Origin of the sequence: Mariniphaga sediminis, assembly GCF_003573545.1 — a bacterium.
In the GTDB taxonomy this organism is placed as follows: Bacteria; Bacteroidota; Bacteroidia; order Bacteroidales; family Prolixibacteraceae; genus Mariniphaga; species Mariniphaga sediminis.
This window is the reverse complement of the sequence record NZ_QWET01000010.1, coordinates 148,836-166,772: the sequence shown is the minus strand read 5'-3', so window position 1 is coordinate 166,772 and position 17,937 is coordinate 148,836. Positions and strand designations below refer to the sequence as shown.

General features: G+C 42.8%; 12 protein-coding genes. 9 read left to right on the top strand and 3 right to left on the bottom strand.

Annotated features, from left to right (window positions below):
• Nucleotides 1-4: 4 nt before the first annotated feature.
• Nucleotides 5-1,831 carry a BamA/OMP85 family outer membrane protein gene (locus D1164_RS14510; protein WP_119350724.1) on the bottom strand — a complete coding sequence of 609 codons (1,827 nt, stop codon included), beginning with the start codon at nt 1,829-1,831 and terminating at the stop codon, nt 5-7.
• 93 nt (nt 1,832-1,924) lie between these two features.
• Nucleotides 1,925-2,797: a PIG-L deacetylase family protein gene (locus D1164_RS14505; RefSeq protein WP_119350723.1), complete on the bottom strand. Its 873-nt coding sequence runs from the start codon at nt 2,795-2,797 to the stop codon at nt 1,925-1,927.
• A 210-nt stretch (nt 2,798-3,007) separates the two neighbouring features.
• Between D1164_RS14505 and D1164_RS14500 the strand changes: the two genes are divergently transcribed.
• Nucleotides 3,008-6,142, top strand: a complete 3,135-nt coding sequence (locus tag D1164_RS14500) for a SusC/RagA family TonB-linked outer membrane protein (protein WP_119350722.1) — start codon at nt 3,008-3,010, stop codon at nt 6,140-6,142.
• A gap of 10 nt (nt 6,143-6,152) precedes the next feature.
• Nucleotides 6,153-7,601 (top strand): RagB/SusD family nutrient uptake outer membrane protein, encoded by a 1,449-nt coding sequence (locus D1164_RS14495; protein ID WP_172594473.1) that lies wholly within the window; start codon nt 6,153-6,155, stop codon nt 7,599-7,601.
• A gap of 553 nt (nt 7,602-8,154) precedes the next feature.
• On the opposite strand, the gene D1164_RS14490 is transcribed toward D1164_RS14495, so the two are convergent.
• Nucleotides 8,155-9,021 carry an enoyl-ACP reductase FabI gene (locus D1164_RS14490; protein WP_119350720.1) on the bottom strand — a complete coding sequence of 289 codons (867 nt, stop codon included), beginning with the start codon at nt 9,019-9,021 and terminating at the stop codon, nt 8,155-8,157.
• 418 nt (nt 9,022-9,439) lie between these two features.
• Between D1164_RS14490 and D1164_RS14485 the strand changes: the two genes are divergently transcribed.
• The 7 genes from D1164_RS14485 (at nt 9,440) to D1164_RS14455 (ending at nt 17,722) form a co-directional block, all read left to right on the top strand.
• Nucleotides 9,440-10,789: an amino acid kinase family protein gene (locus tag D1164_RS14485; protein WP_119350719.1), complete on the top strand. Its 1,350-nt coding sequence runs from the start codon at nt 9,440-9,442 to the stop codon at nt 10,787-10,789.
• A gap of 18 nt (nt 10,790-10,807) precedes the next feature.
• Nucleotides 10,808-12,112, top strand: a complete 1,305-nt coding sequence (locus tag D1164_RS14480; protein ID WP_119350718.1) for an O-acetylhomoserine aminocarboxypropyltransferase/cysteine synthase family protein — start codon at nt 10,808-10,810, stop codon at nt 12,110-12,112.
• A 102-nt stretch (nt 12,113-12,214) separates the two neighbouring features.
• Entirely contained in the window at nt 12,215-13,132 is a 918-nt protein-coding gene (gene metA, locus D1164_RS14475) for a homoserine O-acetyltransferase MetA (protein WP_119350717.1), read from the top strand.
• A gap of 61 nt (nt 13,133-13,193) precedes the next feature.
• Nucleotides 13,194-13,841, top strand: a complete 648-nt coding sequence (elbB, locus tag D1164_RS14470; RefSeq protein ID WP_119350716.1) for an isoprenoid biosynthesis glyoxalase ElbB — start codon at nt 13,194-13,196, stop codon at nt 13,839-13,841.
• A 10-nt stretch (nt 13,842-13,851) separates the two neighbouring features.
• Nucleotides 13,852-14,535 carry a TatD family hydrolase gene (locus D1164_RS14465; RefSeq protein WP_172594472.1) on the top strand — a complete coding sequence of 228 codons (684 nt, stop codon included), beginning with the start codon at nt 13,852-13,854 and terminating at the stop codon, nt 14,533-14,535.
• A 208-nt stretch (nt 14,536-14,743) separates the two neighbouring features.
• A complete protein-coding gene (locus D1164_RS14460) occupies nt 14,744-16,195 on the top strand; it encodes an alpha-L-fucosidase (RefSeq protein WP_119350714.1) in 1,452 nt (483 codons plus the stop codon).
• A gap of 153 nt (nt 16,196-16,348) precedes the next feature.
• Complete coding sequence (locus tag D1164_RS14455) at nt 16,349-17,722, top strand: hypothetical protein (RefSeq protein ID WP_147372195.1); 1,374 nt, start codon at nt 16,349-16,351, stop codon at nt 17,720-17,722.
• The last annotated feature ends 215 nt before the right edge of the window (nt 17,723-17,937 follow it).

The window sequence follows — 17,937 nt, the reverse complement described above, 5'->3', positions numbered from 1 at the left end:
CTTCTCAAAATGCCTGTCCCACACTGATAAAAAACTGGGGACTTTTTTTCTCATTCCAAAGCGGAAATCCCACATCGAAACGTACGGGTCCGATGGGGGTTTCAATTCTCAACCCTGAGCCGGCAGCGTATCCCAGGTCGTTAAAATCATATGTCCAGGATTCTTCCCATACATTTCCCGCTTCAAAAAAGGCTACCAGGCTTAATTTCCAAATCACGGGATACCTGATTTCAGCGTTGCTTTCAAAAATACTCTTTCCCCCCAGCGGGGTACCGCTTTCCCGCTTGGGACCCAGTTCAGAACGGTTCCATCCGCGGATAGAATTACTTCCCCCGGAATAAAAACGATCTTCTACCGGAATAAACCCGCTTGCGTCGGCCGAGCTGATATTTCCTGCCATGGCACGAACAGCCAGAATGCCTGTACCGATTTTATGGTAGGAGCGCACATCGCCCCACAATCGCGTGTAGTTGAAATCGCTCCCAAACAGATGTCCGTTCAGTTTAAAGCCGAGCGACAGGTTTATGCCACTCGCCGGAGAAAATGCCGGAGTGGAGTTGTTATAAACAGCACTCAGTAAAAACCCTGATTTGTTATACAGAAATTTGTCACTTTCCTGATCCGGAAATTCCATGTCGCCTGCTTCCAAATGTTGCTGAACGTCTTCCAGGTAGTAGGTTATTTTTCCTGTAAGCCAGGGGTTAAACTGGTAAGAGAGCGGAATATTTACACCGAAAGTACGGGTGTCGTAACCGGGTTCCAGGTTTCGTACAATAAAGGGGTTCAAAGAAATCGTGCTGTTCAATCCGAGAAAACGGGGCTGAATCCACCGCAAACGTACGGCATACGGTTCCAGTGCCGAATGTTTCAGGTAGAGATTGAGCCGGCGTGCCCCGCCTAAAAATCCCCGGTAGTTAAAATCGAGAAACGTTCGGAATTTGTCTTCGGTTCCGTACCCCGCGCCAAACCTTGTGCTCAGTCGCGGAGCTTCTTCTACATAAATATTTACAGGGATTGGACTTTGGTAGGTTTTTGCATCTTTTTCGGGCAAAACAGAAACCACCCGGAATAACTGCAGGCTGTATAAATCCTGCCGTGTTTTATCGAGGCGCGATTTATTGTATCGGTCCCCTTCACTGTATCTCAGTTGTTTTTTGATAAATTCCTCAGAAACATGCTTATTCCCCGAAACAGAAGTTTTACCTATATGGGCTTTGGGTCCTGCCTGAACCGAATAAAAAATGGAAGTGGAAGATTCTTCCGGGGACAAGTCCAGGGTATAGTCTGCGGTAGCATAGGCATAACCAAGGCTTTTGAAGGCGTCCTCAATGAGACGAATATCCTGTTTTATGGCCTCGTCCCGGAATCTTTTGCCGTGTACAAGTTGAAGTTGTCCTGAAAGTTTTTTGTAAAGGGAATCGGTATTTAAATTTGTTTCTTCCGAAATACGAATGGCTATGCTGTCGGTTATTACCGGTTCTTCTTCTTCGATCTTAATTTTTAATTTCAGAGTCTGCTTGTTTTGATTGACAATTAGTGGCTGAAGTGTGGCTTTTACAAATAAAAAACCTTCACTCTGGTAAATACGTTCGAGGCGTTCCAGGTCAATATTTATCAACTCCTCACTGTAAAGGAAAGGCTCTTTTTTTGTAAAAACCTTTTCGAGGTAGGAGACCTCTTCCAGGGCCATTTTTTCCAGCAGAAAATCTTTTTTTAATGTTTTATTTCCTGAAAAAACCACCTTGCGTACTTCAAAATTTTCCTGGGCAAGCGCATGGTAAGCACTTACAGGAAGGAGAAAACTTATGAATACGAGTAACCAAAAACGCATGAAACTTATAATAAAAATGAGCTTTTATCCAATCATATTCCTACTTGCCGTAAGAAACGGTTTATTTTCAGTTCATTTAAATTATCAGGAGTCTCATTTCCCCAGCATCGGGAACAATTTTCGGATTTCTTCCTCCGAAGGCCGCCTTCCGTATTCGCAAATTTCAAAAGCTTCGGCAATTTTTACTTTCGATGCTTTTTCTGTGCCATACCATTTTTCCAGGGACGTTTTTGTCTGTTCATTTACATGCGGCCTGCGCCATTCAGCGAGCCACTTAAGCCTGCCTTCTTCTGTTTGGGGAACTTTGTCAAGTCGTCCGCTGAGCCAGGGTAGCCATTCAAACATTTGAGACTCGTGTGCCGCCAAGGCATATATTTTTTGATCGAACACATCTGAAATGTCGACAACAATATCAGGTTGGAAAGGATATGGTTTCTGAAACCGATCTTCCGAATATAGAAAAACCGGATTTTTTCTGAGCGCCGGCACATCTGAAGCCACATTCGGCACGGTTACCATAAAGGCGGCATCCTGCAACAAAATGGCTGTATTCCGGTGATCGGGGTGGTAATCGTTGGGGCGGGGGCCAATGACTACATCGGCTTTCCATTTTCTGATTAACCGGATAACATCCAGCCTGTTTTCAAGGGTAGGCATCAACTCTCCATCGTGATTATCCAGTACAATATATTCTACTTCAAACCGTTTTCCAGCTTCCTGTGCCTCTGCACGCCTGATTTTTGCCAGTGCACCGCCCCCTTTTTCGTGGTGGCCTGCATCTCCGTTGGTGAGAGATACAAAAAGTACATTATGGCCTTCCCTGGCAAATAAGATAGCCGTTCCTCCCGCATCAATATCACAATCGTCGGGGTGGGCACCAATCACTACTAAATTTATGGGTTCCTGCGAATAAGTAAAGAATGGCAGTGTTAAGGATAGGATTAAAAATGAAATCAACTTTTTCATAATGAAATGATATTATTTGTCATTGAATTAGCATGTAAACATCAATTCTGTGAATATACAGTAAATATGTTTCAGACCATTTAATTGTTTGCAACATTTTTTTTATACAAACCTCACATATTGACATTTGTTTTTCTTTTTATTTAAAATTTTCCTTTTTTCACTATTTTAGCCCTCCCTTTTAGAAACTGAACAATAAAGTACTGATTTATGAAAAGTTGCGCGTTGTTAGTTTTGTCCCTCCTCTGGTTAAATTCAGGTATTGTATATGCTCAGGTTCACAAAGTTTCCGGCGAAGTTACCAGCGTGGAAAAAGGAGCTCCGGTTGCCGGAGTTTCAGTTGTTGTGAAAGGAACAACAGTGGGGACTGTAACGAACCAGGATGGTTTTTATCAGCTGTATCTTCCGGAAAATGCAAAAACACTTGTTTTTTCTTATATCGGAATGAAAACAGTGGAAGTAAATGTTTCAGGCTCCACACTGAATGTGGCCCTTGAGCCTGATATTGTGGGTGTTGATGAGGTGGTGATTGTGGCTTATGGATCTATGCCAAAGGAACGTTTTACCGGTTCTGTAAGTACGGTCAGGTCAAATGAACTGGAGCGGTTTCAAACGGCAGGTTTTTCCAAGGCATTACAAGGGTTATCGGCCGGAGTCCTCACCACCAACGGCAACGGGCAGCCGGGCGAAGAGGCTGAGATTCGCATTCGCGGGTTTAATACTTTTGGCGATGCCGGCCCTCTGGTGGTCCTCGATGGTTTTCCTTACGACGGAAACCTGAGTTCCATCCCCCTTTCGGAAATCGAATCGTTAACTATTCTGAAAGATGCTTCGGCAACGGCGCTTTACGGTTCGCGGGCGGCTAACGGTGTTATTATTGTTACCACAAAAGCCGGCCTGCCGGGAACTTCCGAACTTCGTCTTCAGTTGCGGTACGGGATATCAGATAGGGCAATCCCGGAATATGAAAGGGTTTCGGTACCGGAATACTATGAATTGCAATGGGAAGGAATCAGAAATGCATTGATTCAAACCGGTACCGGTATGGAGGAAGCAAATGCAAAGGCAAGCGAGCAACTCATTTCCACACTGGGAGGGTATAATGCTTATAATGTCCCTGATGGTGAGGTTGTTCAGTCCAACGGTAAAATTAATCCGGATGCCGGGTTTTTATGGCGTGACAAATGGACCGATGAATTGTTTGTTCAGGGAATACACCGGGAAGTAATACTTAGTACCCGCGGGGGAACGGAAAAAACAACTTATTTTCTTTCAGGTACTGTGCTTGACGACGGAGGGATTATAAAGGCCTCAAACCTGAAAAGATATACTGTACGGGCAAATGTAAATACACAGTTTAATCCGTGGATAAAAGCCGGTGTGAATTTTTCAGGAGCACTTTCGGAACAAAATTACCCGCTTTCTTACGGTACAGATTATCTGAATCCGTTCTATTTTACAGGGCTTGTTGCACCTATTTACCCGGTCTATTTGTATGACAATGACGGCAAGTTGCAAACGGATGCCCAGGGAAACCGGTTATTTGACTTCGGAACCGACTATGATCGCTCTCGGGGATTAACGCCGGGGGTAAACCCATTGGGAACTATTAAACTGGACAAGCAGCTTTATAAAAAGGATGTATTTACTCTTCGTTCGTTTATCGATTTTAAACTGACCAGCGAACTCTCATTTAAAAGTTCTATAAGTGCCGATTATTTTAATTTTAACGGGTTGTCGCACAAAAACATGAAATATGGTGACGGGCAGAACTTCAGTGGACGCACTTCCCGCCAAACCGATCGGACTGTTTCCTACACAGCCAACCAAATGTTTCGTTTTCAAAAAGATTTTGGAGAGCATATTTTCCGGGCGCTGGCCGGACACGAAAATTATAATTACAAATTCAATGTTCTTTCAGCCAAACGTTCCGGATTCCCGTTTCCCGGACTGTTTGAACTGGATGCTGCTGCCGTTGGCGATGGGTCCGGCTCTTTTGAGGATAATTACCGGTTGGAAAGTTACCTTGCCAAAATCGATTATGCCTTTGGAGATAGGTATTTTGCGAATTTTAGTATTCGCACCGACGGTAATTCACGTTTTGCAAAAGAAGTACGATGGGGAAGTTTTTGGAGTGCCGGCGTAGCCTGGATGCTTTCACGGGAAATGTTTATGAAGGATTATTCCTGGCTGAATACATTGGAAGTAAAAATGAGTTACGGCAAGCAGGGGAATGACAAAATCGGCTCATTTTATGGGTACCAGGGACTTTATGAAGCCGGGGTGAACAATATTGAATATCCAGGGTTGCTGGCCAGCAGGCTCGCTACTCCCGGTCTTACCTGGGAGTCGTTAAGTTCTGCTAATTTTGGTGTCGGCGTGAAACTGTTCAACCGCCTTTCCGTGAATTTTGAATACTATTCCAGAAGAAACGAGGATTTGCTTTTTGAGCAACCTCTTCCTCCTTCCACCGGGTTTACTTCCATCGATGCCAACATTGCGCGGTTATCGAATAACGGATTCGATCTTGAAATGGGGGCGTTATTATTAAAAACAAAGGATGTAAGCTGGAACTTAGACATCAATTTGGGGCGCTTCAGAAATAAAATAAAGGAATTGCCCCAGGAATTTATTGTTAATGGCAATAAGCGGTGGGAAGTAGGCCGGTCAATATACGATTTTTGGATTGAGGAGTATGCCGGCGTTAATCCGGATAACGGAAAGTCGCAGTGGTACTATAATATCATTCAAACAGATACGAATGGTAATGAAATGTATGATAGTAACGGAGATCCCGTGCTAACCGGAGAAAAAGGAGTGACCGATTCCTACTCCCTGGCTGACCGCTATTATGTTGGTTCTTCTATCCCTGATCTTTTTGGGGGAGTGAGTAACAGTATTTTCTTTTATGGATTCGACTTGTCCGTGTTGCTGAGTTTTGGAATAGGAGGAAAGGTAATGGACCAGCCTTACCAGTGGTTGTTGCATTCCGGCCTGTTTGGGACCGATTTTCACCGCGATGTTTTAAACCGCTGGACACCTGAAAATACGAATACTGATGTTCCGGCAGTGAATGGCGATCAATACACCAACAGGCGCTCTACCCGTTTCCTGACTGATGCAAGTTACCTGAGTGTCAGGAATGTTTCGTTTGGCTATCAAGTGCCTTCCCGGCTGGTTTCGAAGATTAATATTGCATCAGTTGGATTACGGCTTACTGCCGATAACCTGGCACTGGTTTCAGCACGCAGGGGGCTTGATCCGCGGCAATCGTTTACCGGAAATATCGGGAGGCTATATGTTCCCATACGAACAATATCTGTTGGTTTAGATGTTCAATTTTAATCAGATGAAGATGAAAAAGACAGGATATTACATCATTGCAATAGTTCTATCATTAGTCTCATGTAGCAAAGATTATCTGGAAACGGCACCTACCAATCAAATTCCTGATTTGGCCATTTTTCAGACGGTGGATGGCGCCCAAACGGTAATTGACGGGGTGCTTCGCGATATGAGAAGCCACCATGGTGGTAAAAATCAGCATGATCAGTTTGGAGTAAAAACGGTCGATCTCGTTGTTGATTTGATGGGAGAAGATATTGCGGTTGAGAAGTATCATTGGTTTGGTACAGATTACCGGTTGGAGAACCGGGGCGCTACTGACCAAAGGCCACTGTACGTCTGGAGCCTGTTCTACCGTATCATTTACAATGTAAACGGAGTGATTAATCAAATCGATGGTGCTTCAGCTGAAAGTGAAAACCTGAGAAAGAATTTGAAAGCGCAGGCACTCACTTTACGTGCTTATGCCTATTTTCAGTTAATTCAGCTTTTTCAGCATACTTATTTGGGTCATGAAAATGACCCCGGCGTGCCGGTTTATACCGAAGCTTCTACTGACGGAAATCCCCGGAGCAGCGTTTCCGAAGTTTACAATCAGATTACAAATGATCTGGATCTGGCGATTCAGTTGTTTGAGGGAAGTGACCTGCCCCAACGGCATATTTCAGATCCTACCCTGAATGTAGCCCGGGGACTTTGGGCAAGAGTAGCACTCGTGATGGGGCAATGGGAAACTGCTGCTGAAATGGCTTCCAAAGCACGGGAGGGATACAGTGTCATGTCGGTTGAGGAATTCAGCTCCGGTTTTGACAATTATTTACAACAAAACTGGATGTGGGGACTGGAAGTAAACAATGAACAATCGACAACCTACGGATCCTGGTTTTCGCATGTTGACTGGACAATTGGGGGATACTGTGGTTACGGTCTCAGTCCCAAGTCGTTTAGCCTGGAGTTATTCCGGAAGATGGATGAAGAAGATGTTCGTAAACAACTGGTGGATTCTGCTTCTATTGAAAGTGGCAGGCTCATTCCGTATAAGTTTGCGGCTGGTGGAGATAAAGAGTTTGCTGCTGATTTAGTTATGATGCGGCCCGAAGAGATGCTGCTTATTGAAGCAGAGGCCAAAGCAAGATTGGATGAAGATGTGCCGGCACGTGCCTTGTTGAAAGAGTTGCGGGATAACCGTTATGATAATCCGGTTACTGTTACTGCCTCAGGAGAGGAACTGCTGAACGAGATTTTATTGGAGCGAAGAATTGAACTGTGGGGGGAAGGTTTTTCCGGGTTCGATATAAAACGGATCAAAAGGGGGATAGACCGGAACAACAGCAATCATAACCCGGTCGTTGCCCTGATTATGGAGTTGCCGGCTGAGTCAGAAAAATTTGTTTTGCAGATTCCACAGACAGAAATAGATGCCAATCCAAATATTGGAGAAGGAGATCAAAATCCGTAAAAGCGGAGAAGTTATATTTGAGGGAACTCATCTTTTTTGCCGTCCCATTTTTTTTCTCAGTACCTCCTGTTCGCGTTGGTGTTTTTCCATCAGCTTTTTTGATCCTGGATTCCAACGCAGGACTTTCAATGCTGCTTCTGTGCGTTTTCTTCTTTCCTCAAAGGACGCGGTTACAAACTGCATTACTTAATTGGGGAGAACACCGACGCGGTTAGAAACCGCATCACCCCTATTGGGATCGGATTTTTAATTGCCGACTAGTTTGCCTCGGTTCAACTTGCATCCCACCTCGGGAACAGTTATTTTAAACACCCGTAAAACTGACGCGGTTAAAAACCGCATCACCCGGGTGTTTTTCTTTCTACCTTAAATGTTTCTTAAATTATTTCCGGTTTAAGGGGACAGCATAATCCTTGGCGAATATTATTTCCCCGCTTCTCTGTAGCCTTTTGCCACAAGAAAATGCACCCGGACAGTAGTTGATTCACCTTCGAATCAACCCATTCTCCAATCTTTTAACCGAAATTTTTTGAAAAGATGCTAAGGCATTGTTTTAATCAAAATGGTGTTCTTCCGCTGCCGGACCACATTCACAATCCTCGTGAAGGCCTTTTTCGTATTGCTGAAGCGCCCTGAGGCTCATTCCCATGTTGGAGAAACCACCGTCATTAAACAGGTTTTGCATTGTTACCTTTCGCGTAAGGTCCGAAAACAGGGTGATGCAATAATCGGCGCATTCTTCGGCTGTAGCATTTCCCAGAGGGGACATACGTTCGGCAAAATCGAGTAGCCGGTTAAATCCTGCCACTCCGCTGCCTGCCGTAGTAATGGTGGGCGACTGCGAAATGGTGTTGATACGCACCCGGCGTTCCCTTCCGTATATGTAACCAAAACTGCGCGCAATGGATTCCAGTAGTGCTTTGGCATCGGCCATGTCGTTGTACCCGTAAAAAGTACGTTGGGCTGCAACATAAGACAGCGCTACCACCGAGCCCCATTCGTTGATGGCATCAAGTTTTCGTGCCGTTTGAAGTACTTTGTGAAACGACACTGCTGAAACATCGAGGGTTTTATTCAGATAGTTGTAGTCCAGATCACTGTAATGCCGCTCTTTCCTTACATTGGGCGACATGCCGATGGAGTGGAGCACAAAGTCAATCTTCCCGCCCAGGGCTTCCATCGATTGTATAAAAAGGTTATTTAAGTCTTCTACATTCGTGGCATCGGCAGAGATAGCTATGGTATTCAGCTTTTCAGCAAGCTTTTGGGTTTCACCCATACGCATGGCCACTGCTGTATTGGTTAACGTAAGTGTTGCTCCCTCTTCGTGAGCACGTTCTGCTACTTTCCATGCAATGGAATCGGGATTTAATGCTCCAAAAACAATCCCTCTTTTCCCTTGAAGTAAGTTGTAACTCATGGTATCTTATTATGAATTTTTGCGGTGCAAAGTTAATTGAGTTTAAATATAAATAAAATGTATTGGCTTGTTTCACCTTCTGAACATGCCAATTTAAACCTGCCAGTATCGAATTTTGTTCACAGATAGTTAAAAAGTTTTAATGTGATCTTTATCTAAACTCATTCCAAATAAGTTTGGTTTTTCAGAAGAACCACGTATATTTGTACTCTGAAAAAATCGGTAAAAAAAATGAATTCACATTTTCGAAATACTTCAAAAAATGACCGGGCAAATCCCGCCTGGGTTTGTGAATTTATTGTACCGTCCTTTTTCATGTCTATGCGCTAGCCTTCACTCGGTGGTTTCCCATTGATTGAAGGCACACAGGTTTTAGCGTTCAATAAATCAAAGTTTTACTTTTCTTATTTTACATACTATGTCGGATAAAGTTATTCGATTGGGTGGTAGCCATGCAGGCAATACCACATCCATTAAAAATTTGACTGCTTTTTTAACGAAGCAGCGTGACCGCAGTTTTATTGTTTCCTCTGCAGTGCCGGAAATACTAAAAATTATTCGTACTGCAGTGGATGAAGCTTTTAGGACTGATTCAGGTTCTGTTTATGAAAAATTGATTGCCGTTTATGCTGAGCGGACAGGAAGTAAACCGTCTTCATCTTACACTATCCTGGTGGAACAGGTCACAGGAATCCTGAAAGGGATTGGATTGATTGGTGATTATTCCGAAGCCCTGAAAGATCAGCTGCTTAGTTTCAGTGAAAAACTGACGGTGGAAATTCTGAAAGACCGGCTGGAGAAGCAGGGAATTACAGTTCAGGTTTTATGGCCTGAACACATAGAACTGCTTGTTACCCCCGATTTTGGGAATGCCACTTTTCTGTCGGTAAACAACCAAAAGCTGGCTGAACTTTCCGGTAGGTTTTTCCTGTTTCCGGGATCCTACGGGGTCACCGAAAAAGGTAAAATTGCAAGGGCCGGTAAAACCGCTGCCGATTACACGGCGGCTTTTTTAACCCGGGAATTAAAAGCATCTAAGCTGGAATTGTGGGGACTGGATCATGACTTTTTACGGGCAGATCCTGCCATAGTTCCTGACTCCCCGCGTATGGAACGGCTCACCTATTCCGAAGCCAGTGAACTGGCCTATTTCGATCACTATTCTTTTCATCCCCGTACGGTAGAGCCGCTGGAGGCTGAACACATTCCCATTTATGTTGTTAATACTGATTCAGGTGAAGGAAAGATCGATACAGTAATTAATACCGAAACCTTTGTGGAAAGACAGGTTGTAAAAAGTGTTGCTTGTACCGACGATGTTTCTTTATTGCGGCTCGACGGGCCGGGAGTAGGGCTCAAACCGGGTATTCTTGCGAAAGTGACTTCGCAGTTGAATTTGGCAGGAATCAACATCAAGTCGGTCATTACTTCACAGGTTTCTATCAATTTAATACTGGAACGGGAAACGGGAAACAGAGCCCATAAACTGATCCGTCAACTGGGTTTTTCATCGGTGCAGGAAATAACTGTTATCGAAGATGTATCACTGGTGGGTGTGGTAGGTCACGGAATGCAGCAAAGTTATGGCGTATCGGCTAAAATTTTTGGAGCAGTAGCAAGGAGTAAAATCAATGTGGTTTTGAGCGGCTCCGGCGCATCTGATCTTGTAAGTTACCTGGTAGTAAAAACATCGGATAAAGAAAAAAGTGTATGTGAAATTTACAATGCGTTTTTTAACGCACCGCAAAAAGACGATTTTAATTTTTAACCCAAAAAATAAGTATTTATGACAACTAAAAATTTAAAGTTTGAGACCCTGCAGCTCCATGCAGGACAAGAGCCCGACCAAACGACCAACTCGCGGGCAGTTCCTATTTACCAAACCACGTCTTATGTATTTAATGACGCGGAACATGCCGCTAATTTGTTTGCCCTGAAGGAATTTGGGAATATATATACCCGGATTATGAATCCAACATCCGATGTTTTTGAACAACGGGTAGCGGCCCTGAATGGGGGAGCAGCTGCACTGGCAGTAGCTTCTGGTCATGCAGCACAGTTTCTAATTTTTAATACCCTGCTAGAGGTAGGTGATAATTTTGTGACTTCGCCCTTTTTATATGGTGGTTCGCACAACCAGTTCAGGGTTTCGTTCAAACGTCTCGGAATTGAGGCGCGCTTTGCAGAAAGTTTAACCGTAGAAGCTTTTGAAAAACTAATTGATGAAAACACCAAAGCGCTGTTTTTTGAAACCATCGGGAATCCCGGATATGTTGTTCCTGATTTTGAAGCATTGGGAGCACTGGCTAAGAAGTACGATATCCCGCTGATAGTTGACAATACGTTTGGGGCGGCAGGTTACCTGTTTCGTCCGATTGACTACGGTGCCAACATTGTAGTTGAATCTGCCACCAAGTGGATTGGCGGTCATGGTAACAGCATCGGTGGAATCATTGTGGATGCGGGGACTTACAACTGGGGGAACGGGAAATTTCCCGGCTTCACGGAACCCTCGGAAGGCTACCACGGTTTAAAGTTCTGGGATGTATTCAACTTCGACAGCCCGTTAGGAAATATCGGTTTCATTATTAAAGCCCGGGTAGAAGGCCTGCGCGATTTCGGACCTGCTATCAGCCCGTTTAATTCATTCCTGCTATTGCAGGGACTTGAGACGCTCTCGTTGAGGATGGATCGCCACGTGGAAAATGCACTCGCCCTTGCCCAATGGCTGGAGCAGCATCCGAAGGTGGAAAACGTAAATTATCCCGGTCTGGAAAGCAGTCCATCGTATCCGAATGTTAAGAAATATCTTCCCCGAGGCGCTGGTGGTATGTTGTCATTCACTGTAAAAGGGGACAAAGATACCGCCAACCAGGTAGTGAATAGTCTTGAATTGGCAAGTCACCTGGCGAATATGGGCGATGCCAAAACGTTAATTATCCAACCGGCTGCCACTACGCACCAGCAACTTTCGGAAGAGGCACAGATTGCCGCCGGGGTTTACCCGTCGCAGCTTCGCGTAAGTGTAGGATTGGAGCACATTGATGACATTATTGCCGATTTTGAACAAGCGTTGAATAAAATTGGTTAATTATTTAAAAACTTGAATGATAACGAGTAAAGAGTAGTGAGAAGGCCTGTTTGTCAGTAGCTTTCTCATTACTCTCATGTAAAAATCTTAATACTAAAAGAGATGCCAGTAAATGTTCCCGACAAATTACCCGCCATCAAACTTCTCCAGGAAGAGAATATTTTTGTGATGGATGAATCGCGTGCGGCACATCAGGATATCCGGCCTTTGAGAATTGTTATTCTTAACCTGATGCCATTGAAAGTGACCACGGAAACCGATTTGCTTCGATTATTGTCCAATTCCCCCTTACAGATTGAGATTGATTTTTTGAAAATGAAAGGGCATACTTCCAAAAACACCTCGTCGGAACACATGCAGCAGTTTTACCGGAACTTTGATGCGTTAAAGAACAAAAAGTACGACGGAATGATTATAACAGGTGCGCCGGTTGAATTACTGCCTTTTGAGGAAGTGGATTACTGGGAGGAAATGAAAGAAATTCTCGACTGGGCAGAGCACCACGTTTATTCCAGCCTTTTTATTTGCTGGGCAGCGCAGGCCGGACTGCATCATTATTATAAAATTCCCAAGTATGAACTTCCCCGGAAAATATTTGGAGTATTTGAACACACGCATACAAATTCTCAGCTACCCATTTTAAGAGGGTTTGATGATGTCTTTTATATGCCCCATTCGCGCCATACGGAAATCAGGGCTGAAGACATTGAAAAGGTGGAAGGGCTGGAGGTAATTGTCAGTTCGAAAGAGGCCGGGGTAGCTGTAGTTAAAGCAAAAAATGGCCGGCAACTGTTTATTACCGGGCATTCAGAATATTCGCGCCATACACTTGACAAAGAGTATAAGCGTGATTTGGCTAAAAAACTACCCATTGATATCCCTGTAAACTATTATCCTGGTAACGATCCTTCCCAAATACCACAAATGCGCTGGGGGTCTACTGCTAATATGTTGTTCTCCAATTGGTTGAATTATTACGTTTACCAGGAAACACCTTTCAATTTAGAAGAAATTAGCTGAGGTATTTTTTATTTTTCCCCCACAAAACCGTAATTTTGAAAAAAAACTAAAAATCGAAAAAATGAAGAAAATCGCAGTTGTTTTGGCTGGAAACGGAGTTTATGATGGAGCAGAAATTCATGAGGCAACCCTGACAATGCTGTCTATTGCAAGGAATGGGGCGCAATACCAGTGCTTTGCACCTGATATTATCCAGACACATGTGGTTAACCATGTAACAGGCGAAGAAATGCCTGAAATAAGAAATGTAATGGTGGAAGCGGCACGCATTGCACGAGGAAATATCAAACCCCTGAATGAGTATAATGCGGCGGATTTTGATGCCATTATTTTCCCGGGTGGGTTTGGCGTGGCAAAGAATTTTTGTTCCTATGCATTTGATGGTGTTGATTGTGTGGTTATTCCCGAGGCAGAGAATGCCATCCGAAATACGGTGGATGCCGGGAAGCCAATTGGCGCTTTGTGTATTGCTCCTGTTTTGGTGGCAAAGATTTTAGGAGATGTTAATGTAACGGTCGGCGAGGATGATGCAGATGCAAATGCCATAGAAAATTTTGGCGGAATCCATGTGAAATCAACACATGGCGAAATTGTGGTTGATGAAAAATACAAATTGGTTAGCTCTCCATGTTACATGCTGGATGCTACCATCGACCAAATTGCTGACGGAGCTGAGAATGTAGTAGTGAAAATACTTGAAATGATTTAAAACATTGATTGTGAACCCGGTCCCGTTTATTGATATTCACACACATCACCTCCAGGCTCCGGAGGATACAGTTAAAGTGGGTAATATTTATCCGGGAGATGATATTCCGGTTTTTACCGGGAAGAACTTTTTTTCAGTTGGACTACATCCGTGGGAAATAAAATCTAAAGATGAGAACAACGATCGGCTGCTGATGATGGAAGATGCCCTGGAACTTGACCATGTAATATTTGTGGGGGAGTGTGGCCTCGATAAATTGGCGAAAACCGATTTTAGGGAACAAATACGGGTTTTTAACGTGCAGGCTTTTATGGCCGAAGAATACCAGAAACCGTTGATCATTCATTGTGTTAAAGCCTGGAATGAGATTATGGAATGGCATAATCAAAATAAGCCTGTAATTCCCTGGATTTTTCACGGCTACAATGGGAGCCCCGAAATGACACAGCAGCTTTCAACTAAAAAGATTCTGTTTTCCTTTGGGAAAGCGCTTTTTGAAGAAAATTCCAAAGCCGTAGAGTCATTCCGGCTGTTACCCCTAGATAAGATTTTTATTGAAACCGATGAATGGGAAGGTTCGGTAGAAATGGTTTATGAAAAGGGTGCAGCGTTAAAAAATATTTCTTCTGAAATACTAAAAGAAGCTGTTTGGGAAAATTTTAACCGTATCGAGAATGTCAGCTTCAATATCTGAAAAAGAATGATGGGTTGGGGAAGTCATTCAGTTCCGGTAGCGGGACTGAATGACTATTTCCCGAAGTTTATGTTTTAACAGGACAATCCTTTGTAGGCCAGGAAAAAGGGACTTTGAACTGAATGGGAGGTTTCAATCAGAAAGAAGAAGTAAAGGGTATTTACCATAATTTTCGCATATTTGAGAAAAATTAGATAAATAGGTGGTTATGAGAAAAATTTATTTTGTATTCCTGGTAATTGTATCCGCATGTATAAATAAAAATAAAGTAGCACCTCCGGATGTTGTTTTCCCGGTGCCGACGCAGGTACAACTGGATTGGCAGGAGAAAGAGTTATTCGCCTTCATTCATTTCACCGTAAACACTTTTACTGACAAGGAGTGGGGATATGGGGATGAGGACCCGAATGTTTTCAATCCTGTTGATTTTGACCCGGAGCAATGGGTAAAAACATTGAAAGAGGCAGGATTTAAAGGGGCTATTCTTACGGCAAAGCATCATGATGGGTTTTGTTTATGGCCCAGCGAGTTTACCGACCATTCAGTTAAAAACATCAATTGGCAAAATGGTAATGGCGATGTAGTGGGAGAGTTGAAAAAGGCTTGTGACAGAAATGATTTGGAGTTCGGAATTTATCTTTCTCCATGGGATAGGAATCACGCAGAATATGGCAGACCTGCCTATGTCGAATATTATCAGAATCAGTTAAATGAATTATTGGATAATTACGGGCCCATATTTGAAATTTGGTTTGACGGGGCAAATGGTGGAGACGGCTATTACGGAGGAGCAAGGGAGACACGTAAAATAGATGATCAGGTATATTACAAGTGGGATGAAACTTTTAAAATTGTAAAGGAGCATAATGCCAATACTCTTATTCGCGGCGATGCAAGGAATTCGCTTACCGAAAGCCGCTGGTGCGGAAATGAGCAGGGATATATTGGTGAAACAAATTGGAATATGGTTAATCCCGATACATTGCTGGCGATGGGAAAAAAGCGTATTAAAGTATTAAATACGGGTGATATAAATGGAAATGTTTGGATGCCGGCCGAAGTAGATGTTTCCATTCGGCATGGTTGGTTTTATCACGCTTCGGAAGATACATTGGTAAAAACACCCGATCAGTTGTATGATATTTATCTTAACTCAGTGGGCAGAGGGGCGCCGCTGTTATTAAACGTGACACCCGACAGGCGCGGGTTGATTCCTGAGCAGGACATTGCTTCGCTGAAAGGATGGAAGGAAAAAATAGATAAAACGTTTGCCACAAATCTGGCAGCTGGCGCAAAAATTGAAGTAGATTCGTATCGTGGAAATTCAGACAATTTTGATGCTTCTAAATTAACAGATGGAAATAAAGAAACCTACTGGGCTACAAATGATGATGTAAAAACAGGGACTATTTCTGTAACGTTTGAAAAGCCAACGCGGGTAAATTATGTTTTGATTCAGGAATATTTGAAACTGGGACAGCGGGTAAAATCATTTTCTGTTGACGTGTTTAAAAATGGAGAATGGCAACAGGTTGCACAAGGAACTACCATCGGACTTAAACGCATTGTGAAGATGGAACCAGTTGAAACCGAACAAATTCGACTTCGTATTAATGATTCAAGGGCTTGCCCGGTTATCTCCAATGTGGAGGTTTATTAGTTTCTAAAGATCATTACAGGAGATTTTTGGGAAACAGAAACCAACGGACAGTTTCCAAAATTTATATAAGTATTGAAAGGGTGGCAGAGAATTGCAGAACCTTTTGGATAAAAATCTGCTCAACAATAAATTAGTTAAACAGAGGGCGTGTACATGAAGTCAACTTTATTTACTTTTATTTTTTTAGGGTTCAGTTTGTCAGTAGTAGCTCAGAATTCAAGGAATAAGGGACATGAGCCATTTCAAAATGACATTTGTCTTCCCGCAAAAATATATATGCTTTCAGAGGTTCAGAACAACATTTTTATAGAACCTTTGATAAGACGGTGGAGGCCTTTTCAGGATGTTGTCAGGTTTTCAGGAACAGCAAAATACGGAAGACGTTTTCAAAGAGTAGTAAGTATTAATAATCCGTTAGATGGAACCTCGGTGGTTGCATCTTTAATTAATCAGGATTATTTCGATACAATAAAGTCTGTTACATCCACCATTGTTGTTGGAGAAAGGGGTAGTGGAGAAAATACAGTTACGGTTTCAATCATTGGCGATAGTTATACGCATGGAGCTTTTTTTAAAGATGCACTATTGGAGAAAGGCTATGTGCCAAATATTGAAATGATAGGATTGCGTGAGGTTAAAGGATATTCAGGACAAGCAGATGAAGGCCGGGGTGGCTGGACTCTGAATAAATATTTTACCGTTACCAATAAACGTACAGATGCTTATAACGGGTTCTGGCAGCCTGCCGATGATCATAAATACTGGGGAGCAACAGCTTTCTGGAAACTGGCCAATGCCATTCGTTTGCAACCGGAAGATAACCGGACCTTTGATGAAACATACAATGTTGGCCGGTTTGGTATACAATCGCTGCTTTTTGATGAAAAAACGGGTTACAGGAAGAATCCTGAAAAAAATGATATCATGTTTGATAACTCACTGGCCACCTATGTTAAATACGATGGTAAAAAGTGGCAGAAGGTGAAGTATGAAGATTTTGAGTGGGGGTTTGATTATGGGAAATATTTGTCGATGTGGCAATTGGAGGCTCCTTCTATTCTTGTGGAATTTCTTGGTTTAAATGATTTTAGAGGAGCGGCAGATCCATCAATGATTGATTTTTCTTTATGGAATACACAAATGGAAAAATTAGTTGCTTCATATCATAAAGCCGTTCCAGCTGGTAAATTTGTTTTGATGATTCCCTGTTCTTCTTGTGGTATATTGGATAATGAGGCAGGTGATTTCACAACAAAACAAAATGCTTGTATGTGGGAGCTTCGCAAGAATATTATTGAGAATTTTGATAAAAGAGAGGCGGAAAATATTTATGTTGTTGATGCGGGAATTGCCATTGATAATATAAACGGATATAACTTCTCAACAGATTCTGCTTATACAAAACCTTATTCCGAGTATACGGGAAAAAGAAGTATTCCAGTTCAAAGAGGGAACCCGCATCCCTATATCAATTATCCAAATATGGGAATATCTCTGGCTGCTTTTATTCAAAGATACCGGAAATAATTTTTTTCTGCTTCTTACAATCTTGCGTAGTCATTTCTCAAAAGGGAGGTAAGACATTGTCTGTCTTTCCCATTTTTATCGTTTTTCCTTCAGAAGTAACTTTTAGATGGCTCTATATTGTTTATGGTTGTATTTTGGAAATTGATTTTATTCAGATGTTTGAAGAAGAACCCGATTCTCTTGGGTAGGAAAGATGTTGTATTAACAACCCCGTC

Coding starts and splice junctions, on each gene's coding strand:
- D1164_RS14485 (WP_119350719.1), top strand. CDS start 9,440: ATGTCGGATAAAGTTATTCGATTGGGTGGTAGCCATGCAGGCAATACC.
- D1164_RS14460 (WP_119350714.1), top strand. CDS start 14,744: ATGAGAAAAATTTATTTTGTATTCCTGGTAATTGTATCCGCATGTATA.
- elbB (WP_119350716.1), top strand. CDS start 13,194: ATGAAGAAAATCGCAGTTGTTTTGGCTGGAAACGGAGTTTATGATGGA.
- D1164_RS14500 (WP_119350722.1), top strand. CDS start 3,008: ATGAAAAGTTGCGCGTTGTTAGTTTTGTCCCTCCTCTGGTTAAATTCA.
- D1164_RS14495 (WP_172594473.1), top strand. CDS start 6,153: ATGAAAAAGACAGGATATTACATCATTGCAATAGTTCTATCATTAGTC.
- D1164_RS14505 (WP_119350723.1), bottom strand. CDS start 2,797: ATGAAAAAGTTGATTTCATTTTTAATCCTATCCTTAACACTGCCATTC.
- D1164_RS14480 (WP_119350718.1), top strand. CDS start 10,808: ATGACAACTAAAAATTTAAAGTTTGAGACCCTGCAGCTCCATGCAGGA.
- D1164_RS14455 (WP_147372195.1), top strand. CDS start 16,349: ATGAAGTCAACTTTATTTACTTTTATTTTTTTAGGGTTCAGTTTGTCA.
- D1164_RS14510 (WP_119350724.1), bottom strand. CDS start 1,831: ATGCGTTTTTGGTTACTCGTATTCATAAGTTTTCTCCTTCCTGTAAGT.
- metA (WP_119350717.1), top strand. CDS start 12,215: ATGCCAGTAAATGTTCCCGACAAATTACCCGCCATCAAACTTCTCCAG.
- D1164_RS14490 (WP_119350720.1), bottom strand. CDS start 9,021: ATGAGTTACAACTTACTTCAAGGGAAAAGAGGGATTGTTTTTGGAGCA.